A 20,023-nucleotide genomic window follows, 5' to 3' on the forward strand; every position below is an offset into this window, starting at 1 on the left:
TGACAAGCGGTATTGACGTTTGGAGCCTTTTTACTGTTTATGTCCTCCCTGATAAGAAACCTGGTATATCAAGGATTCTTGATTATTTAGCCTTATCACTAAGTTCAGAAACACTCTGCCGGTTGATCCCAACAATGGACCAGTTGTCATCAACTTCCGGTGATAACGTCTTACGATCCCGGATGTAGCTTACAAGCATATCACGGATGCTGCATGCCGATTCCCAATGTTTTGTCGCGCTAACCAATTTGGACGCCTTCAATAAGCTGCTGTAGCGATAATTGTTGACCGCAAGCTGCAGCTGTTCGGTATCGGCAAGCGGTTTGCCTTTGAACATCACATTTATGATCCGGCTACCGGAGGGTTGCGACAGGTCGATCTGATAATCGATACCGGCGAACATATCATAGAGATAACTCGGCACCTCGGGGTTGATACTAATCGCAGAGTTACCTGGCTGCCACTGTTTGAAATGCGTTGCTGAGGCTTCCATATAAGCTTTAAGCTCTTTGCCGGTTACAGTGACAACGTACAGCAAATTATCGAATGGATAAATGCGGTACACATCAGCGTACGTCAATGGGCCCTGCTTCAAATCCGCCTTGTCCGAAAAAAGGCTCGTGGCGGCAACATCCGCACCGCTGGCCTCAAGCATCGCCTTCTGAATCAATGTAATGACTGCTGTATCCCGCAATCTTCCCGCTGGTACGCCACTGGTTTCATCCTGTGGCTGGAAGTCGGCTGTTGCATAGCCCAGAACGCCACCGTCCATTTCTGTTGAGGATACTCCACCTCCCTGCTCGATGAAGCGAAGCGTTTCTTCATGCGCTTCTGAGACCAGACTCCGGAAATCCGGGTCCGGCTCCCAGCCGGCCATATCAACAATCGAGACTTCCCGGTTCACAACCCGGGGTCCTTCACCGCCAAGCTCGACCGTAAGGTCGAAGCGTACCACTTCCCGCCCCCGGTCGCGCGGTCCTCCAATGACGGTATCGCCGGTACGTTCTTTAACCGTAATGTGCATATGACCGACCAGAAGCACATCAGCCTCAGGAACCAGCCGGACAATGTGTTCAGCGGCATCCGAACCGCCTTCTTCATCGAATTCCGCCACCATTCCCGCATGCGCGCTGATCATAATAATGTCAGCCTTACCTTCAGCCCTCAGTGAGGCTGCAATCCTCTGTGCCGTTTCAGCCATGGGGCCAAAGCGCAGAGCATCCACCTTCCCACCGTCCCAGCGCGGGACATTAGGGTTAGTCAGACCGATAACAGCAATCTTAATACCTTGTACCTCAACAAGCGTATAAGGCTCTGCAAACAGTTCCCCATTGAGATAACAGGCATTCGCAGCAAGCACTGGAAATTCCAGCTCCCGCCTGAATTTCTCAATCAGGGCAAGACCAAAGTTAAATTCATGATTGCCCAAGGTCATGGCCGAATATCCCATTGCATTCAGCGCCACTGAGACCGGATGTACACTATCCAGCCGCTTATTGAAGACATCATCAGTCAGCATATTGCCTTGGAACACATCACCATTATCAATCAGAATGACCTCGGCTCCACTCTGTCTGATCTCCCGGACATAGGAGGCGACTCTGGCCATCCCGTCATTTGTTGTATCCACACCGTCTTCGTAACGATAGCCCCACAGATTTCCGTGAAGATCCGAGGTGGCAATAATTACGATATTCAATATATTACTGGTGTCCGCCCGTTCAAACATAATTCCATCCTTCTCTCGTCTCTTTACTTCAGAATTGCACCTGCGGTAAAACTCTTCTCCATCTGGTCACTGAACAGCACGTAGGCCAGTAGAATGGGAAGGGTCGATATGACCATGGCTGCTGCGAGCGGTCCCCAGCTAATGCTGTATTGACCGCTGAAATTCATCAGGCCCAGCGGCAACGTCCGCAGCTCTTGCTTTTGAATAAAGGTCGCAGCCATGAGGAGCTCATTCCATACGGCTAAAAACACGAAGATCGCTACCGAAGCGAGCGGTGGCTTCAGCAAGGGTAGCACAACTTTGAAGAAGGATTTAACGACTCCGCAGCCGTCCATAAACGCAGCTTCCTCCAGTTCCTTCGGCATGGTCCGCAGAAAAGCCGACAGCATGTATACGCCAATAGGCAAATTCACAGCAATATACGGCAAAATAATCGATAATCTCGAACTGAGAATGCCAAGATTCTTCAGTATCATAAAGAGCGGGATTAGCGTAGCGTGAATTGGAACCATGACGCCCATCAATAGAACGAACAAAATCACACCGTTATATTTGAATTTCATGCGTGTCAAAGCATACGCCATCATTGAAGCAAACAGAAGCACAAAAAAGAGTGTAACCAGCGTGACGGTCACACTGTTGAAAAAGTATTGGCTGACTTTAGCGCTTACCCAAGCCTCTGTAAAATTGTCTAAACGCCATTTGGTGGGCAACGCCCAGACCGCTCCGCCAATAATCTCCGAGTTATCCTTAAACGCACTTACCACAAGCCAGTAGAGCGGGAACAACTGGAGGACGGCGATGATGATCATCAGTATGTAAATGGCTGTATTTTTCGTTTTATTGAGCATGACCTGTCCTCCTTAATATTCAATTTTCTCCTGGGTCAACAACTTATTAATCACCCAGGCAATAATGAGACATTCCAGCACCATAAATACAGCAAGCGCGCTGCCGTAACCGAAATTCTGCTTCAGGAACGCTTCCTGGAACATTTTTAGCGCAATCACAGTTGTTGAATCAAGCGGTCCTCCGTTAGTCATCACATACACACTTTCGAATGTTTTCAGTGCATATATAACGTTCAGGACGATACAGATCCGCAACACATCGGATAATAAAGGAAAGGTGATGTAACGTACCGCTTTCCAGCCTGTCGCTCCGTCCAGCTTCGCTGCTTCATAATACTGTTCCGGGATACCTTGCATTCCGGCGAACAGGATCAGCATATTGTAACCAACGTAATGCCAAGTGGTTACGATTAATACGGACAGTAGTGCCGTCTTAGTGTCCCCAAGCCACGCTTGTGTCCAACTGCCCAGTCCCATGGCATCCATCAACGTGTTCAGCATGCCGATGTTCGGATCATAGATTTTGACCCATAGCAGGCTCACCATTGTTGTTGACATCACTACAGGGAAAAAGTAAATATTGCGGAACCATTTACGCCCCTTCATTTTTCGGGAGACCAGCATCGCCAAGGCAAACGAAATCGGCAACTGGATAAACACACCTACAAGCAAAAAGGCGAAGCTGTTCCATACCGCCTGCCAAAAGCTTTTATCAACCGTAAACATCTCAATGTAGTTGTCTAGTCCAATGAAGGTCATGGGATTGATGCCGTCCCAATCTTGGAGACTGTAATAGGCTGTAATCAAAATAGGCACAAAATAGAAGATCAGAAACACGATTAATCCGGGCAATAAAAACAAAGCTAATATTTTTTTATTAGAGAGCGCTTTTTCCATCACTTACCCACCTGTCAAGTTGCAGAAAAGCGATGCGGTCCAACTGACTGCATCGCTTTTCCCAGAATATATTTTTGAAACGCTACAGCTTACTCTGCCTTGCGAAGCAAGGTTTCCAGTTCAGTTGTGAACTGCTCAGCTGTCAACACGCCACCATATAGCTGCTGTGTCAGATCACGATATTCCTGACCTGCATCTGCTGAAAGCAGACCGAACCACATCGCCTGCGTTTTAGTGGTTTTACCGATATCTGTAGCGTAAGCTGAAAGCTGCTCATTCTGTGATTCAGACTTAACGTCGCTTTTGGCATATCCGGGCAGACCTTTTCTAACAAATTCGTCATTGAGCTTCAAAGACATGCGAATGGCAAATTCTTTGGCTGCATCCACATTTTTGGAGCTGTTGTTGACAAACAATGAGTAAGGCGCCTCAGCATTCTGGAAACCGATTGTTGAACTGTGGATCTCTTCTGCACCTGTTTTCGGAAATGCGATATACCCCAAATTGTCGCCCATTGCAGTCGACAGAGAAGTGAAGTTAAAACTGCCGTCGATCCACATCAAGGCTTTATCATTCTTAAACAGTTCTTGTGCATCCAGGTAGGCGGAGCCGAGGAAACCCTTTTGGAAGGCATTTGAGTTCACCAATGTTACCACCTGATTCGCTGCATCAACAAATGGTGCGTCTGTGAATTTAGCTTGTCCTTTAATCGCCTCATCGAAGGCATTAACGTCCTCACGCGCTACAAGCATGTTGTAGAGCAGATCTGCCTGCCATCTTTCTTTTCCGCCGAGTGCGATTGGGATCACACCTTCATCGTTTGCGGTTTTAATCAATGCCTGAAGCTCATCCCACGTTGTTGGAGCAGAAGCGCCAAGCTCGCCCATCAGCTTTTTGTTATAATAAAGAACCAGTGTTGTACTGATGTTGGAAGGAACAGAATAGATGTTGCCATCTTCCTCTGTTACCAACTGATTGTCCAGAAATTGCGAGCCTAGTCCCGTGGAATCCAGTGTATCGTTCACTGGAGCAACTGTCTTCGACTGCAGAACAGGGGTCCGGTATGACTTTCCGGCATGCTGTTGGAAAACATCCGGAAGTTCATTTGCGGCAAGCGCAACACTTAGTTTAGTTTTGTATGTCTCATCTTGTATGTATTCATAATTCAGTTCAGCGCCAATTTCCGCTGCGGTAGCTTCGGCAGTTGCTTGGTACATCGGATCTGCATCGAATATCCATAACGTGATAGATTTCTTACTATCCGCTGCTGTCGCTTCCTTGTTCTGAGTCCCTCCATTGTTTACTTCCGCACCTCCACAAGAAGTAAGCACTACACTAACAAGCGCGACGGATGCTGCAATAACCCCAAACTTTTTACCAAACATCTGATTTGGACCACCTTTCAAAATTTACGGATACGAGCTACAGATACAATCTTAACAAGTGTGAAGCTAGGTTCGAATGGATATATATTGGTTTTGACAGTAAAATTTTTAGGTATGTTATATTACTTAACACTGAGTTTACAAACCACACCCGTGTTAATATCCCCTGAACATCAGGTTTACTTTACACGAACAAAAAAGCCCGGCTGGAAAACCGGACTTCAACTAGCAACTGCTCAATCTCTCTCTACATTGGACCCCTCGTATACCTTATTTGGGGTAATTCCGTACTTCTTCTTGAAGCATTTGCTAAAGTAGAACGGATCTCTATAGCCGACCTGATGTGCTATCGTCGCTACCTTTGGAGCCAAGGATTCATCCGCAGCAGCCCCTTGGCGCAACAGCTCCATAGCTTTGCCAAGGCGGACATGGGTCACATATTCCACAAAAGACTCACTTGTCTCCTTCTTGAACATGTGACTTAAATAGCTCGGATTCACGAAGAGGACACTCGCTGTACTCTGAAGCGACAGGCTGTCATCGGCATAATGTGCAGTCACATGATCAACCGCTTTGCGAACCAGCCGTTTACCGCTGCCCTGACGCCTTCCCTCCTCAGTTGACTGCCCTGCTTCCGGTTCTTGTACATAACCCGCTTCTTTTTTCAAACGATTAATATAACGCTCTGCTTCCCATTTCTCAGTCAATTGCGTACGGATAGTTATAAGTGCTTGTTCAACCGCTTCCTCATCAATAGGCTTCAACAAATAATGATCCGCTCCGAGCGAAATGGCCTTCTGTGCATAAGTAAAGTTGTCGTAGCTTGTGATGAAAATCAGCTTTGCAGCTGAGTCGAGGGCGCGGACGGCCTTTACAAAGTCGAGCCCATTCATATTCGGCATTTCAATATCTGTAATGATGAGATCAATCGCTTGTTCCTCCATAATCTTCAAGGCTGCCGAACCCTCTTCAGCCTCTGCGACCACCTCAAAACCGGCAGAAGTCCAATCAATCAAATGGATCAAAAGCTGCCTGAAATAATATTCGTCATCCACAATCAGGACGCGGGCTACCGGCGCTGTATTCATAGTCTAGCTGTCCCCTCCTCCTGTCCGCTCGTTTTCAAGATCAGCGGCAAGCGTACCTGCACTTCCACTCCATTGCCTGGTTCAGATGTCAGGACGATGCCATAAGATTCACCGAACCTCAGTTGAATCCGGTCCTGAATATTTTTAAGTCCGAAGCTGTATACCTCTTCTTCGCCATTGTCCAACCAAATAAGCCGCATTTCCTCTTCACTCATGCCTTTACCGTTGTCACGTACAATAAAGCAGAGATTGCTCTGCTCGCCCGTCCTTTCCGTATAGCCTATAATTTCACACAGTCCTCCGTCAGGCATCCCTCTGATTCCATGGTGGATCGCATTCTCGACAAGAGGCTGCAGCAGCATCGTAGGCACTTGGCAGGACTCTATTCCCGGTTCAAACGAAATCCGGTAAGCCAGCTTTTTAAAGCGGATTTGCTGAATGTATAAATAGCTTTCCAGATGTTTTTTTTCCTGTGCAGCAGCAATTAGCTCCTGTCCATTGCTAAGTGAAATCCGGTAGAATTCGCCAAGCGCCTTCAGGATACTGCTTATTTCTTTAGCATTCGTCATCACAGCCATCGCACGTATCGTGTCCAGCGTATTATACAAAAAATGTGGTTTGATCTGCGAATACAGCAGCCTTAGCTCCAGCAGCCGCTTCGTCTTCTCTTCATCTTCAATTCTTAGCATCAACCCCTGAATATGCTCCACCATTTCATTAAATGTCGCACCCAGCCTGCCAATTTCATCTTGCGTTTCGGCGGATGCACGTACATCAAAGTTCCCGGCACCTACTTCAACAATCACCTCACTGAGCTGGCTAAGGGGCCGAGTTAGAAGCCGCGAGAACACAAAGGACAAAAACGCTGCCGAGAGCATGCTGATCAGTCCGAAGCCGACCATTAATAATGCGATTTTCCAATACCCATAGGTCAACTCCGAAGTGGTAACAAGATGGACAACCTTCAAGCCATAGGGATCAAGGCTTTGTAAGGACACTAAATAACGCATTCCATCGACTTGCTCGGTCCTGCTCCCTTCAACTGCTGACTTCGCCCATTTGGCAAGAGAGTCATCTTGAATCGCCTGGCTGACCAGTGAAGCTTCATTCGCGGATACAATTATTCCGTCCTGGTTAATGACCAAAGTAGGATTCTGATTAGAATGTTCATTATGGTACATTCGGGCGAGTGTCCGCTCGTCAATATTCACATAAATATAACCAAGCGGAGTCCCCTTCTCCATGCTCATAATAACTCTGCACACACTAATCAAATTCTTCTTCTTCATACCGGACAGAAATGATGGCTGCAGCGTATCTCCCCAGACCGCTCCACCTTTTGCAGCATCAATCGCTTCTTTGGGATAAATGCCGAGACTCTGCAAAGTAACACCGGTCAAATTGGAGGTATAATAGAGTTCACCGCTTAAGGATTCGATAATAACGGAATCAATATTCGGCTCGGTCTCCAGCATCGCAGCCAGCGTATTATGTATTGATTTCAGAGCAGAAACGTCATCGCTTGCTACGGTATCTCTACTGAGCACCTTCTGTGTATCCTGATTTATCAAAGCGAATTTCGAGAAGTTCTGAACAGATTGAAACACGGTCTCCATAGATTGTTTTATCAGTTTCACTTCTTGCTGCGAGCTTGCTGAAGTCCTTTCCAAGGTCTGATTAAAGACAATTCTATGAATGCTTATTATAAAGATTACCAGGGCCAGCGATACGATAAGAATGTTGCTGATTAGAATCTTTTGCCGCAGCGGCATGTTTCGTCTGACCTCCATTGTATATTAAATATTTCAGCGAAATTGATAATCATATTTTTTATATAACTATAACATTTTAAAGCAAGTCTGTTGATTATATAGATTGAACTCAAGGTTTTAGAGTACAGGATGTTCAATCTATATAGAATGACCCCGGCACATAAAAAGTGGCAGTCCTAGACAAGAAAAATGTCCTAGACTGCCACTGTTTGATTGAGCTAACGAACTTATTTAATCGCATTTGGTAACTTGCCCGTTTTCGCAGATGCGGAAAAATAACTCATCTCTGCGACTGCCATACGATCTTAATTGAATTGCCAGCAACTTAAGCTTAGGTTACCGTACTGGTAGCTTCGGTGAAGAAGTTTCGCATTACGGTTAGCGTCACCCGTCCCCATCGCGAGAAGAAGCGGAATGAAGTGTTCACTGGTTGGTACGGCCTCTTGGGCGTAAGGAGCGAGCTCGCGGTATTGGAACAGGGCTTCCGTATCCCATAGCTCCAGTTTACTTTGAATCCAGTTGTCGAATTGTTCCGCCCACTCGTCAACCTCCTCGGACCGCCAGTTCAATGCACTTAAATTATGAACGGTTCCACCGCTTCCGATGATAAGCACATCCTGCTCGCGAAGCTCCGCCAATGCCTTCCCAATTTGATACTGCTGCTCATTAGACAGATAACGATTTACAGATAGCGCTATGACAGGGATATCCGCATCCGGATATAGCAGCTTTAAAACGGCCCATGCCCCGTGATCCAGACCTCTTGTTTCATTTCGGGTATTCTCAACCCCATGCTTGGTAAACAGGTTTTGAATCTGCTCTACTGACGAACGGTCACTTTGGGCCGGATAAGTCATCTGGTACAGCTCATCCTGGAACCCGCCAAAATCATAAATGATCTCATATGTTGCAGCAGCGCCAACCGTCTGTACCGCCTCCTCCCAATGAGCGGAGAAGAGAACAATTGCTTTCGGCTTTGGCGTGTGGTCTTTAAATTGTTTAAGCAGCTTTGTATATTCGTTATCCTCTAGCACGATTGATGGTGCGCCATGTGCAAAAAAATAGGATGGCATCATGTGTCTTCACTCCTTATTTATATTTGATTCGGCATCCTTCTTAAGCCACTTCAGAAAATCCAGCTGGTTCTCTTCAGATACGCCATGATCGGTCGGATATAATTTGAAAGTTATGCGCTCCGTTTGGTCTTTTAAATAGGCAGATGTCTCGTGCCCAATACGAACCGGGAACACGGAATCATATTCTCCATGCGAGACAAATATGGAAACATCCTTAACACTTCGAAGTGAATACTCCGTTTTCACAAATTCAGGAATATATCCGTTGAGTGCTACGATTCCCTTTAACTGTTCTCCCATCGTGAGCGCAAGCGTCATAGACAGGATTGCACCTTGGCTAAAACCGAGCAAATAACGTTTGTCAGGATCGATCGGATACTTCTCCGTCGCATAATGAATGAAAGCTTCGAGATCTTTAACCGCTTGGTCAAACATTTCCCGAATCGGGTTTCCCAGACTCTTCAACTCGTAATAATGGTATCCCGCACCAAGCGGCAAATTACCGCGAATCCCAATGATGATGAAATCTTGAGCTAATGGAGCGACCAAACCGAACATATTTTGTTCATTCGATCCTTTGCCGTGCAATGTAAAAATCGTCGGATATGTCTTCCCCTGCTCCAGATTAACCGGTAAGTGAACGTCATATTGATAAATAGGATTCATCTTAGTCTCCTCCTTGCTGTAAGTTATCTACTGCGCTTGCTCATAATAAAATGGTCAACAGATAGCGGTGTTCGTTCAGCAACAACCAGATACAACGAGATCAATATGAATCCAAGGTCCAGCTCATACCCGGCCATCTGACCATTACCTAGTAATCCCACTGATAATTTGGCCGTCATAATGGCCCCGATGAGCACAATCACAAACAATCCTGATACATAACGAGTAAATAATCCCAGGATAAGCATAATACCGCCGACAAGCTCAATCACCGCAACAACATAAGCTACAAATCCCGGAACCCCCAGTGAGCTAAACCATGCTTCTACATTGCCAAGGCCCATTTGAAACTTATCTACAGCATGAAATACAAAGATGATGCCCAGCACCACACGCATAATAATGGAAACAACAGTTGTTCTATTCATTCGTTTCTCTCCTCTAAAATATTAGTAATAAAAATATAAAATCTATATGTGTAATTAAAGATGAATTGCGTTGACTTGTCAATATAAAAATTGATAATATGAAATTAAGTTTTGTATTACAAATATTTTTTTGGGGGGTGTGCTCAGATGGATATTGGCTCTACTATACGAGCAATCCGGAAACGAAAAAATATCACTATCGCTCAAATATGCGAAATGACCGGCCTGTCCCAAGGTTTTATGAGTCAGGTTGAAACAAATAAGACTTCACCGTCCATTTCAACGCTGGAAAATATAGCCCACGCCTTAAAGGTACCGCTAGCCTATTTGCTTTTAAAGAAGGAAGAACGAATGCGAATTGTCCGGAAAGACGAACGGACCATCACAACTAGCGGTTCAGAACATCTAAAAGTGGAACACTTGAGTTCCACAAAGAACGTACGGATGATGATCGTAGAATTTCCTCCGGGTACAATGATTGGAGATGCCCCCCATGCGCATGAAGGCGAGGAGGTACATGTGGTCATAAAAGGGAGTATATACGCGGAACAAGGGGAAGATGGGGCTGAATTTGGTGAAGGGGATTCCTTTAGTTGGAATGCTTGTACGCCCCATTTAGTAAGAAATATTGGTGAAGATACAGCAATCGTGCTAATCTCCATCTATACAGAGAACGAGAACGGACAGGACCTCATCTAAGCTAAAAGCCCTCTAAACAAGAACCACCTGCCAACGCCCCGCCGATATTACAAATGAAAACTAAAGCGAATATCTTGTCGTGTATAAAGCTAGAGTTTTCACTCCGCACATGCAAATCTAAAGAAAACAAAATATTATATTGACCCCAACTACATAAAACAGTGGCAGTCATAGACTGCCACTGTTTTATGAGCTACCAAGCTTATTTAATCGCATTTGGTAACTTGCCCGTTTTCGCAGATGCGGAAAAATAACTCATCTCTACGACGGAAATGGGCTTTGTTTTTGTCTCCTTGAATTCTTCTTGAACGCCGTCTGGAGTTTGATCTGAGCATTCCCCTCGAGGTCGCCCTTCTTCTAACTTTATGTCAATGAAATCAACGATTTGCTGAAGCGATGAGATTTGGCTGACAATATTATCGCGTTGGCTCCTTAATTCCTCAACCAATTCCAGATGTTCGGCGGGATCAGCGTCAGCGGATACCTTCAAAAATGGCTTCATTGCCTCCAGGGAAATCCCCGTTTTTTTCAGACAGACTATCAACCGGATCGTGTTGATGTTCTTCTGGTGGTAGACTCGATGCCCATTGTCCTTCCTGTCCGCCTGAGGGAGCAAATTAATCTTTTCGTAATAACGGATCGTGTCCTCAGAAAGTCCAGTTAGCTCCGCAGTTTGCTTTATCGTGAACGTTTGCTCGGTTATCATCCCGCACCTCCGGAAATTGAAACTTAGGGGCATTATACATCTTAGAGTCGGCTCCAAGTCAAGTCTCTAACCTTGGAACAACTAATTCTGTATTTATGTCTTGACTTAAAGCCGACTCCAACAAATAACATAGCCGTTATACGGGGAAGGAGGAAGTCTACAACAAACACGAACCAACGTGAAATTATATCACTAATACGTTTAGTAATTACAGAAAAGATAACAGGAGTGAACAACTATGAACCCTAAATATCAACCTTTAATGGAGCCGTTTCGTTTCAAGAATGGGGTCGAAGTAAAGAACCGCGTCGTTCTTGCACCCATGACCATTTCTTATTCTCAGCAAGACGGTACGCTATCTGATGAGATAACCGCATATTACGAAAGCCGTTCGAACGGTGTTGGAATAGCTGTCACTGGAAGTACCGTGGTGACACCAAATGGGAAGATGTTTGGCGGGGAGGTGGGGGCTGATCGTGATGATATGATCCCAAGCCTGCAACGTTTGGCAACAGCAATAAAGAAACACGGGGCAAAAGCCATTCTACAAATTTTTCATGGTGGTCGCGAATGTCTGCCCGAAGTGGTACCCAATGGTGAGATTGTAAGTGCGAGTGCGGTTGCTAAGGAAGGGGGAAGTGTGATTCCTCGAGCACTCGAAGAGAAGGAAATTATAGAGATCATTCATGCGTTTGGCGCAAGCACCCGTAGGGCGATCGAGGCTGGTTTCGACGGGGTAGAGATTCACGGGGCAAATCGATTCCTTATTCAACAATTTTTCTCACCATACACAAACCGGCGTGATGATCGCTGGGGAGGAAATGTGGACAAACGTATGGCGTTTCCGCTCGCTATTGTAGATGAAGTGAAAAAAGTGGTGGCTGAACATGCCAAACAGCCGTTTCTAGTGGGATATCGGTTGTCCCCAGAAGAAGAAATGACACCCGGTATTACAATGGCCGATACACTAAAATTGATAGATGCCCTGGCAAACCAAAACTTGGATTATTTGCATGTCTCTTTAATGAACTTCTGGTCTAAGCCTAGACGTGGAGTAGAGGACAATCGCTCTAGAATGGAAATTATTTATGAGCTCGTTGGGCAAAGAGTTCCCGTTATCGGTGTAGGTTCAATCTACACACCTGATGAGGCGCTTAGAGCGTTACAATCAGGTGTCCCTTTTATAGCACTTGGACGAGAATTGATTATCGATCCAGATTGGGTTGAAAAAATAACTCAAGGTAAGGAAAGTGAAATTCGTACTGAGTTAACTTTAAATGATCAAGAACAATTGGGGATCTCTGATCCATTATGGCAGAAAATTATCAATACCCCAGGATGGTTCCCGATCGCAAATCAAGGTTAACAGCCACCCCTGTAAGAAGATGTTGATTTGCCGCAACGACAAAAAGACTGGAGAATGGATCGGGGGAAAAATCAATCTTCTCCAGTCTTTTGGCTTCTTGTGGACACTAATGTGAGTTGTAATTCCCTTCTTGCTTTGCCTTGTTCCTGTCGGACAGGATCTTATCTAAGACAACAAAAGCCCACAGTCAGCCAGTTAGGCCGAGTGCGGGCTTTTCAATATCTTTCGAAAATGTTATACAGCAAAATTTAAGGCTACCTGTAATGCTTCCCACAAATAACATATTTGCTGCATTACTGTGCAGACTGCAGGGAGGCTTTATTGGCATTTTCAACATCATTTTTACTCAGAAGTAGATTGCAAACGGTAAAACCTACCGCAACCGCAATGAGCATTCCCGAAATTGCATAGACAAAGTAGGGGCCGATGTATGCCGGAATACTGAAAATACTGGACAGTACATATCCGTACAAACGGACACCGAAGAAACTAATGTAGGCGGAAGCAACCGTACTGGCAATCGTGGCAGCCAAGAAGGCTTTTTTGTACTTTGCTAACACCCCGAACAAAGCGGGCTCTGTTATTCCCAGCAAGCCGGAGACGGCAGCGGAGACGATAATTGTTTTTTCTTTCGGGGTTTTCACTTTAAAATACACGGCAAAGGTTGCGCCTACAATCGAGAAGTTAGCCATACACATCATTGGCATTAACATATCGTAGCCTTGTGTTGCAAAGTTCTGCAGCGCAATTGGGGTCATGGCATGGTGCATGCCCGTAAAGACAGCTATTGGACGAATCGCACCAACAACCACACCAGCCAGAACAGGGGAGATGTCAAACAAGCCTTGAACCAGCCAAGCCAGTCCGTTTCCTAAATAGACACCGATTGGACCAATAACAGCTAAAGCCATAAATCCAGAGATAAATAGAGTCAACGTTGGGGTAACTACCGTTCTGAGCACTTCCGGAACAATCTTGTTAACCCAGCCATAAATATAACTCATCGCCCAAACGGCAAAAATAATCGGGATGACGGTTCCGCTATAGTTGAAAACAGGAATCGGGAGCAGATTAAGGAAATGAAAGGAGGATATTTCACCGGCTTTCGCCGCATCCACCATCGTTGGAAACATAATAGTTGCGGCTATGGCAATGGCCAAATACTGATTGGTCTTAAAAATCTTGGCCGCCGAGGCTGCCAGGAAGAATGGCAGGAAAGTGAACACACCGCTGGCCATCATATTTATTATTTGAAAGGTCTCACTTTTATCCGAGATGTAATGAAGTGCAGTCAAACCGGCAATAAGTCCTTTGATTAATCCCGCACCTGCAATTGCTGGTACAATGGGCCCGAATACGCCAGATACTATGTTCATGAAGAGAGTAACAAAACCTACTTTTTGCTTGCTTCCCTTCTCCTCTTCAGGACTCTGCGCATCCTTCAGCTTGAGCTCATTAGCCAGAACGGTGTAATATTCTCCGACTTTAGGACCTAGTATTATTTGAAACTGGTCTTGATTGAACTGCGCACCAAGTACTGGGTCCAACTCTTTGATTTTCGCAATATCTACTTTATTTTTATCTTTCAGCTCAAATCTAAGTCGTGTCATACAATGCCAAGCGTTTTCAATATTCTCCTCACCGCCTATACCTGCAATCATGTCCTTAATCGCTTTCTCTTTGCTCATCAAGAATTCTCCTGTCCTAATGGATATTGGTTCCGTTTACACACTGAATAGTATCATAAAGAAACTTCTAATAAAAGCAGTCCAAAATGGTTCGCCTTTATCAAAAAAACCTTTATAACAAAGGGTTTTTATTCAATTTCCATCATAATTGGACTGATATCTTTCGTTATTCAACCGGTTTACCAAACCAAATTGATTCTTCCTTTCAAACTATGGTTCAATACTCTTAGAAATTGTAGAAAAGAGGAGAAACATGAACCCTTCCATCATCACTAATGTGGAAAGCTTTATACTAAAACCTGACCGTCATAATCTGGTGGTTGTCAGGGTAACTACGGATAATGGAGTCATTGGATATGGCTGCGCCACTTTTCAGCAACGGCCCAAAGCCGTCCAGCTCGTCATAGAGGAATACCTCAGACCGATTTTACTTGGCCGTGACGCCAACCATATTGAAGACTTGTGGCATATGATGATGGTCAATTCATACTGGCGCAACGGACCTATTCTGAATAATGCAGTTTCCGGTGTTGATATGGCTCTATGGGATATTAAAGGCAAGCTCGCCGGTATGCCATTGTATCAGCTGTTTGGCGGCAAATCACGGGATGCCATTCCGGCATATACTCATGCAGTTGCTGACAATATTGAAGATCTGTACAGCGAGATCGATGGACTCCTTGAACAAGGATACAAGCACATCCGTTGCCAGCTTGGCTTCTACGGAGGGAATCCTTCACAGCTGCACTCTCCGGCCACTTCCACAGCGGGCTCCTATTATGATCAGGACGAGTATATGGAGACTACGGTCAGAATGTTTGCTCTTTTGCGGGAAAAGTATAACAACCGGTTCCATATTCTTCATGATGTTCACGAGCGGTTGTTCCCCAATCAGGCCGTGCAGTTTGCCAAAGCAGTCGAACCGTATAAACCCTACTTTATCGAGGATATTTTGCCGCCGGATCAGAATGAATGGTTAGGGCAGATCCGCTCACAAACGTCAACGGCGATTGCCACAGGCGAACTGTTCAACAATCCGCTGGAATGGAGAAACCTGATTGCGGGTAGACAGATTGATTTCATCCGCTGCCATGTATCCCAAATCGGGGGAATTACACCTGCGCTGAAGCTTGGAGCATTATGCGAGGCTTTCGGGGTTCGTATCGCCTGGCATACACCTTCCGATATTACGCCAATTGGAATTGCCGTCAATACACATCTCAACATTCATCTGCATAATGCAGCGATTCAGGAGAATATTCCGATTAAAGCAAATACCCGCAGCGTATTTTCGCACAATATTGACGCTATTGATGGCTATATTTACCCGATTGATCTGCCGGGCATCGGCGTGGAGTTCAATGAGGAACAGGCAGGTGCCTTCCCGGTGGAATACCGTATGCATGAATGGACACAGGCCAGATTACCCGACGGGACGCTAATGACGCCGTAATTAAGGCGCAGCAAAAGACTCTCCGGCACTGCGGTCAGGACGGAGAGTTTCAGGTCAATGATTAGCTGCTTATCAGAGGTTTCTTCTTTTGTGATGCTCGTTGTTGAAGGCCGTCAAGTACGTGCACTTATAGTCGACAGCCACAATTTCACTGATTTCAAAAATGGTACCGTTATTCAGTATTCCACGGCTTGAAATTTTCATTGCTGGACTTTTCTTTTTTTGCTGCAAGAACACCGCTTGTTCTTTATCAAGCGAGATTGCCTCATAAGTATTCAGGTAATGTGAGATAGTGAACTTATGCTTTTTCACAAATGACTGAATGGAATTCTCGGCATCCTTCTGTGTTAATACAGGGAATAATGTCGCAGGCAATCTCGACTGCTCAATCTGCATTGTCTGATAGTTAACGATTCTCAAGCGCTGGTACATCCACACTTCATCCTCGGCAGTTATATTAAAGATTTGCTGGTCACTAGGGGTGGAAGGAAGCTTCTGCAGCTCGATGACCTTAGACTGAATATTGGAATAAGGATTCTCTGTAAGTGAGTTGTAGATCAGCGGACTGGCTTGAATATTTTTGTTAATAAAAATGCCCGAGCCCTGGACAACCTTAACCATACCCATATATTTCAGCTTCTTAATGGATTCTTGTATTGTAAATCTGGAAACCTTATATTGCGCCGCCAATTCTCTTTCTGTAGGAAGCTTCCAGTCTGAATAATGTTTTTGATAGATTTTACTGAGCAGATCATGGATGACAAAGTCTCTTTTGTTCACAAGGCAGGCCCCCTATTCGTTGTTTCATTGCTATTCTAACACACAGTTACAGGAGGAAAACCTATGTTTGGGTTTAAGAAAAAAAAGATAGAATCGCTTTCCATAGATATCTCATCGCCTCTCTCCGGTCAATTCTTAACTCTGGATGAAGTTCAGGACGAAGCCTTCTCAAGTAAAGCGATGGGCGAGGGTTTCGCCATCTTGCCAGATTCCGGCAGGGTCATTGCTCCTTTTGACGGCATTATCGCCCATATCATGGAAAAGAGTAAGCATGCTATTCTCATCGAGCACAATTCCGGCGTTCAATTGCTCATTCATGTTGGCATGGATACCGTTTCTCTTAAAGGAAAGGGTTTTACAGCTCATGTAAGCAACAGCGACCGGGTGAAAAAAGGGCAACTTCTGCTGGAATTTGATATGGAAACTCTCCGGGAAAACGGATGTTCTACTGTTACGCCCATCGTTGTTCCAGGAGGACAGGACAACATATCGCGGGTCGAGGTTGTAAGCGAGAGTAAACAACCTGAGAACGAGACGGTGTTACGTATATTTTATTAAGTTGTTCAGGGCTGCCTTGTAGCAGTTTTGAAGTCTGCATTTCATATTTTGAAAATTAAATAGGTTTCCGCTAATAATTTGATTACAGAAGTACAAATTAGTCTGGTATGTCTTACCATATGATATAAAAATTCAGTGTGGTATAAATAACGGTTGTACGCTGTATTACTTATAGCCCTGCCCACATACCAATAGCAGCAATCTCTTGTCACACAAGGGATTGCTGCTATTTTTTGGCCTCATTTTGAAGCTATAAACGGTCTCATTCATGCTTAAAAACAGTCCTACTTTATGTTATAACTCACACAAGAATTATTGTTTAGTTAAACCCCCGCTGCCGCATCCCCTCAAACAGCAGAATGGTCGCTGCCATCGCCGCATTGAGCGATTCGGCACGGCCAGCCATCGGGATGATAATGCTTTTATCGACGAGCGCGGCCGTTTCCGGCGAGATGCCCTTGCCTTCACTGCCGATCAGCAGCCACTGGCTGCCGTGAAAATCGTGGGTGTAGCAGGAGTCCTCACCAGTCAGCGAGGTGCTGACTAAGAGTGCGCCGCGTTCCCGCGCCTGCGGCAAAACAACACTTAAATCGCCCTCCACCACCGGGAGATGGAACATCGAGCCCATCGTGGAACGAATGGTCTTCGGGTTGTACAGATCGGCGCAGCCTTGGCCGAGGATCACGCCGTCTGCGCCTGCCGCATCCGCGCTGCGGATGATCGTCCCCACGTTGCCGGGGTCCTGAACTCCGTCCAGCACAACGACTAGACTATCCGGCTTCGCAAGGATCGTCTCCACGCCCTGCTGTTCCTTGCGCACCACCGCAAATACCGGCTGCGGCGTATTGGTGCTGCTGCACTTCGCAATCACCGGCGCTGATACGCCGATGACCTCCATACCCTGTACCGCCTGGAGCAGTTCCTTCAGCTCAGACGGCATGCCCTTATCGAGATCATACGCCAATATTTCCACATCGGCTTCGGCCAGCAGCGCCTCTTGTACGAGATGAATACCTTCCACAATATATTTACCGGACTTATCGCGGTGTTTCTTCTCCTGCAGTCCGGCCCATTCCTTCACCCGCGTATTTTGCGGAGACATAATTTCCATGAGGTCCTACCTTTCTGTTCACCTGCAGCTTAGTTATCGCATCTTTGCTGCCTTTTTCCTTGCAGTCACTACGATCTTCCCATGTATTTCTCTAACAAGCTGCACCTGCTCACAGCTTCATTTTAAGTGTATTTCCTGCAACTAAAATCACGCTTTTTACCGCTAATTCCAATTTAGTTGTAGTCTGTACATTTATAATCATCATTATGGCTATAAACCGGGGGTATGCTAAATTTTAATTGCACGAAATACATCTATCCTTCTCAACAAGCAGTTAACGAAGCAAATAGCTGTACAGAGTGCAATTAAGCAAATCCGGCCACTATCGTCAGCGCACTTAACACTTCCTACAGCACCACGGAGCCACGTTACACTTCGTTTGCTCGTGCGTTATTGATATGCCATCTCCAGCTTAGTCAGGTTGTCCTTGTGGCCAACGATGACAAGAACATCGCCATCGGCCAGCCGGTCCTCGGCTCTTGGAGTAATATTCATTTCTTCGCCCCGGCGGATCGCCATCACATTGCAGCCATATTTGGCGCGGATATTCAGCTCCTGCAGGTTTTTGCCCAGCATCGGCCTGGGAACCTTCATATCCAGAATACTGTAATCCGGCGACAGCTCAATATAGTCAAGGATGTTCGGCGAGGCCAGATGATGCGCCACCCGCATGCCCATGTCCCGTTCAGGGTAAATGACTTTGTCTGCACCGATCTTGCTTAGCACCTTGCCATGCAGCTCACTTTTGGCCTTGACCAGAATCGCCGGCACCCCAAGGTCCTTCAAGATCAGCGTCGTAAGAATACTCGCCTGAATATCTTCTCCGATTGCCACTACGACAACATCGAAATTTCGAATGCCCAGTGCGCGCAGCGCTTCCTCATCGGTGGAATCCGCGGATACGGCATGGGTAACAATTCCCGAAATTTCCTGTGTGCGCTGCTCATCCGAATCGATGGCCAGCACATCAAATCCCATCCCGCTGAGCGCCTTGGCTACACTTGAGCCGAAACGTCCCATTCCGATGATGGCATATTGTTTTTTAGCCATGTCCGTGTACCTCCCGCTCACATTTTACATCTCACACAGTATAGCATAAGCACACACAAACTTGAATTTTCAGCATCGCCGCAGGGCACATTAGTACAGGGCGTTTCAGCATGAGCAGGCTTCGAAAGCCAGTTATGCGAACCATTGGCAGGAAGCTTTGCTCACAAAACCAAGCACATGCTTTCGAAGCAGTTTTGTACGAAGGAATGCAGGAAGCTTTGCTCACAAATACCAAGCACATGCTTTCGAAGCAGTTTTGTACGAAGGAATGGCAGGAAGCCTTGCTCACAAAACCAAGCACATGCTTTCGAAGTCAGTTTTGTACGAAGAATTGCAGGAAGCCTTGCTCACAAAACTTTTAAGGGGGTACATTATGCCGGTTACCATTGATTTGCGCCAGGCGATTCTCCATAAAGTGCACGGCCAGTCCGAAGAAGACCTGCGGCACATGATTGAAGGCTCCGTGGACGGGCCGGAAGCTGCGCTTCCCGGACTTGGCGTCGTATTTGAAATGGTCTGGAAGGACCTCGGAGAGGCCAAGCAGGATCATGTGATTAGTCTGCTCCATAGACATCTGGAGGAGGTTACTCCCGGATCCATCACATCCTAGAAAGCCTCATGATCCAAAAACCTCCGTCACCCAAGGTGCATCTGCACACATGGGGGCGGAGGTTTTTACTACCTATTTGAAACTGCCGCAGGTGCAGCTGTATCACCTGC

19 protein-coding genes are annotated in these 20,023 nt (G+C 45.9%); 5 read left to right on the forward strand and 14 right to left on the reverse strand.

The annotated features are described in order from the left end of the window. Positions 1-82: 82 nt before the first annotated feature. The 9 genes from H70357_RS28500 to H70357_RS28540 form a co-directional block, all read right to left on the reverse strand. Positions 83-1,729 (reverse strand): bifunctional metallophosphatase/5'-nucleotidase, encoded by a 1,647-nt coding sequence (locus H70357_RS28500; protein ID WP_081965979.1) that lies wholly within the window; start codon positions 1,727-1,729, stop codon positions 83-85. Positions 1,730-1,752: 23 nt separating this feature from the next. After that, the gene (locus tag H70357_RS28505; RefSeq protein ID WP_038596333.1) at positions 1,753-2,580 is read right to left on the reverse strand and encodes a carbohydrate ABC transporter permease; all 828 of its coding nucleotides are present in this window, start codon (positions 2,578-2,580) and stop codon (positions 1,753-1,755) included. Between the two features lie 12 nt (positions 2,581-2,592). Further along, positions 2,593-3,477, reverse strand: a complete 885-nt coding sequence (locus H70357_RS28510) for a carbohydrate ABC transporter permease (RefSeq protein ID WP_038596336.1) — start codon at positions 3,475-3,477, stop codon at positions 2,593-2,595. Between the two features lie 89 nt (positions 3,478-3,566). Further along, positions 3,567-4,862 carry an ABC transporter substrate-binding protein gene (locus tag H70357_RS28515; protein WP_038596339.1) on the reverse strand — a complete coding sequence of 432 codons (1,296 nt, stop codon included), beginning with the start codon at positions 4,860-4,862 and terminating at the stop codon, positions 3,567-3,569. A 236-nt stretch (positions 4,863-5,098) separates the two neighbouring features. Next, positions 5,099-5,950 carry a response regulator transcription factor gene (locus H70357_RS28520; RefSeq protein WP_038596341.1) on the reverse strand — a complete coding sequence of 284 codons (852 nt, stop codon included), beginning with the start codon at positions 5,948-5,950 and terminating at the stop codon, positions 5,099-5,101. Next, positions 5,947-7,722 carry a cache domain-containing sensor histidine kinase gene (locus H70357_RS34620; protein WP_052092308.1) on the reverse strand — a complete coding sequence of 592 codons (1,776 nt, stop codon included), beginning with the start codon at positions 7,720-7,722 and terminating at the stop codon, positions 5,947-5,949. The genes H70357_RS28520 and H70357_RS34620 overlap by 4 nt, the downstream gene beginning before the upstream one ends. A 305-nt stretch (positions 7,723-8,027) precedes the next feature. Further along, complete coding sequence (locus tag H70357_RS28530; RefSeq protein ID WP_038596343.1) at positions 8,028-8,798, reverse strand: DODA-type extradiol aromatic ring-opening family dioxygenase; 771 nt, start codon at positions 8,796-8,798, stop codon at positions 8,028-8,030. A gap of 6 nt (positions 8,799-8,804) precedes the next feature. Next, positions 8,805-9,464, reverse strand: coding sequence for an alpha/beta hydrolase (locus tag H70357_RS28535; RefSeq protein WP_038596345.1), 660 nt, complete (start codon positions 9,462-9,464; stop codon positions 8,805-8,807). Positions 9,465-9,487: 23 nt separating this feature from the next. Further along, a complete protein-coding gene (locus H70357_RS28540; protein ID WP_038596347.1) occupies positions 9,488-9,892 on the reverse strand; it encodes a DoxX family protein in 405 nt (134 codons plus the stop codon). Positions 9,893-10,039: 147 nt separating this feature from the next. Between H70357_RS28540 and H70357_RS28545 the strand changes: the two genes are divergently transcribed. After that, positions 10,040-10,591: a helix-turn-helix domain-containing protein gene (locus H70357_RS28545; protein WP_038596349.1), complete on the forward strand. Its 552-nt coding sequence runs from the start codon at positions 10,040-10,042 to the stop codon at positions 10,589-10,591. 202 nt (positions 10,592-10,793) lie between these two features. Here H70357_RS28545 and H70357_RS28550 read toward each other — a convergent pair whose 3' ends face one another. Further along, on the reverse strand, positions 10,794-11,297 hold the full coding sequence (locus tag H70357_RS28550) for a MerR family transcriptional regulator (protein WP_038596351.1): 504 nt from the start codon (positions 11,295-11,297) through the stop codon (positions 10,794-10,796). Between the two features lie 238 nt (positions 11,298-11,535). Here H70357_RS28550 and H70357_RS28555 point away from each other — a divergent pair, with 238 nt between their 5' ends. Continuing rightward, on the forward strand, positions 11,536-12,663 hold the full coding sequence (locus tag H70357_RS28555) for an NADH-dependent flavin oxidoreductase (RefSeq protein WP_038596353.1): 1,128 nt from the start codon (positions 11,536-11,538) through the stop codon (positions 12,661-12,663). A gap of 293 nt (positions 12,664-12,956) precedes the next feature. Here the strand turns inward: H70357_RS28555 and H70357_RS28560 are convergent, their stop codons facing one another. Next, positions 12,957-14,351, reverse strand: a complete 1,395-nt coding sequence (locus H70357_RS28560) for a PTS transporter subunit EIIC (RefSeq protein ID WP_038596355.1) — start codon at positions 14,349-14,351, stop codon at positions 12,957-12,959. 253 nt (positions 14,352-14,604) lie between these two features. On the opposite strand from H70357_RS28560, the gene H70357_RS28565 reads away from it, so the two are divergent. Next, positions 14,605-15,804, forward strand: coding sequence for an enolase C-terminal domain-like protein (locus H70357_RS28565; protein ID WP_038596358.1), 1,200 nt, complete (start codon positions 14,605-14,607; stop codon positions 15,802-15,804). A 72-nt stretch (positions 15,805-15,876) separates the two neighbouring features. Here H70357_RS28565 and H70357_RS28570 read toward each other — a convergent pair whose 3' ends face one another. Beyond that, positions 15,877-16,584: a GntR family transcriptional regulator gene (locus H70357_RS28570; RefSeq protein WP_038596360.1), complete on the reverse strand. Its 708-nt coding sequence runs from the start codon at positions 16,582-16,584 to the stop codon at positions 15,877-15,879. A gap of 63 nt (positions 16,585-16,647) precedes the next feature. Here H70357_RS28570 and H70357_RS28575 point away from each other — a divergent pair, with 63 nt between their 5' ends. Further along, positions 16,648-17,142 carry a PTS sugar transporter subunit IIA gene (locus H70357_RS28575; RefSeq protein ID WP_038596362.1) on the forward strand — a complete coding sequence of 165 codons (495 nt, stop codon included), beginning with the start codon at positions 16,648-16,650 and terminating at the stop codon, positions 17,140-17,142. A gap of 319 nt (positions 17,143-17,461) precedes the next feature. Here H70357_RS28575 and H70357_RS28580 read toward each other — a convergent pair whose 3' ends face one another. Together H70357_RS28580 and H70357_RS28585 are read right to left on the reverse strand one after the other, a co-directional pair. Beyond that, a complete protein-coding gene (locus H70357_RS28580) occupies positions 17,462-18,253 on the reverse strand; it encodes a TrmH family RNA methyltransferase (RefSeq protein ID WP_038596364.1) in 792 nt (263 codons plus the stop codon). Positions 18,254-18,643: 390 nt separating this feature from the next. Then, a complete protein-coding gene (locus tag H70357_RS28585) occupies positions 18,644-19,303 on the reverse strand; it encodes a potassium channel family protein (RefSeq protein ID WP_038596366.1) in 660 nt (219 codons plus the stop codon). A 373-nt stretch (positions 19,304-19,676) separates the two neighbouring features. Here H70357_RS28585 and sspI point away from each other — a divergent pair, with 373 nt between their 5' ends. Beyond that, on the forward strand, positions 19,677-19,913 hold the full coding sequence (gene sspI, locus H70357_RS28590) for a small acid-soluble spore protein SspI (protein ID WP_038596368.1): 237 nt from the start codon (positions 19,677-19,679) through the stop codon (positions 19,911-19,913). Positions 19,914-20,023 lie beyond the last annotated feature (110 nt).

The sequence above is a fragment of the Paenibacillus sp. FSL H7-0357 genome (assembly GCF_000758525.1).
Taxonomy (GTDB): Bacteria; Bacillota; Bacilli; order Paenibacillales; family Paenibacillaceae; genus Paenibacillus_AQ.

Coding starts and splice junctions, on each gene's coding strand:
- H70357_RS28500 (WP_081965979.1), bottom strand. CDS start 1,729: ATGTTTGAACGGGCGGACACCAGTAATATATTGAATATCGTAATTATT.
- H70357_RS28505 (WP_038596333.1), bottom strand. CDS start 2,580: ATGCTCAATAAAACGAAAAATACAGCCATTTACATACTGATGATCATC.
- H70357_RS28510 (WP_038596336.1), bottom strand. CDS start 3,477: ATGGAAAAAGCGCTCTCTAATAAAAAAATATTAGCTTTGTTTTTATTG.
- H70357_RS28515 (WP_038596339.1), bottom strand. CDS start 4,862: ATGTTTGGTAAAAAGTTTGGGGTTATTGCAGCATCCGTCGCGCTTGTT.
- H70357_RS28520 (WP_038596341.1), bottom strand. CDS start 5,950: ATGAATACAGCGCCGGTAGCCCGCGTCCTGATTGTGGATGACGAATAT.
- H70357_RS34620 (WP_052092308.1), bottom strand. CDS start 7,722: ATGCCGCTGCGGCAAAAGATTCTAATCAGCAACATTCTTATCGTATCG.
- H70357_RS28530 (WP_038596343.1), bottom strand. CDS start 8,798: ATGATGCCATCCTATTTTTTTGCACATGGCGCACCATCAATCGTGCTA.
- H70357_RS28535 (WP_038596345.1), bottom strand. CDS start 9,464: ATGAATCCTATTTATCAATATGACGTTCACTTACCGGTTAATCTGGAG.
- H70357_RS28540 (WP_038596347.1), bottom strand. CDS start 9,892: ATGAATAGAACAACTGTTGTTTCCATTATTATGCGTGTGGTGCTGGGC.
- H70357_RS28545 (WP_038596349.1), top strand. CDS start 10,040: ATGGATATTGGCTCTACTATACGAGCAATCCGGAAACGAAAAAATATC.
- H70357_RS28550 (WP_038596351.1), bottom strand. CDS start 11,297: ATGATAACCGAGCAAACGTTCACGATAAAGCAAACTGCGGAGCTAACT.
- H70357_RS28555 (WP_038596353.1), top strand. CDS start 11,536: ATGAACCCTAAATATCAACCTTTAATGGAGCCGTTTCGTTTCAAGAAT.
- H70357_RS28560 (WP_038596355.1), bottom strand. CDS start 14,351: ATGAGCAAAGAGAAAGCGATTAAGGACATGATTGCAGGTATAGGCGGT.
- H70357_RS28565 (WP_038596358.1), top strand. CDS start 14,605: ATGAACCCTTCCATCATCACTAATGTGGAAAGCTTTATACTAAAACCT.
- H70357_RS28575 (WP_038596362.1), top strand. CDS start 16,648: ATGTTTGGGTTTAAGAAAAAAAAGATAGAATCGCTTTCCATAGATATC.
- H70357_RS28580 (WP_038596364.1), bottom strand. CDS start 18,253: ATGGAAATTATGTCTCCGCAAAATACGCGGGTGAAGGAATGGGCCGGA.
- H70357_RS28585 (WP_038596366.1), bottom strand. CDS start 19,303: ATGGCTAAAAAACAATATGCCATCATCGGAATGGGACGTTTCGGCTCA.
- sspI (WP_038596368.1), top strand. CDS start 19,677: ATGCCGGTTACCATTGATTTGCGCCAGGCGATTCTCCATAAAGTGCAC.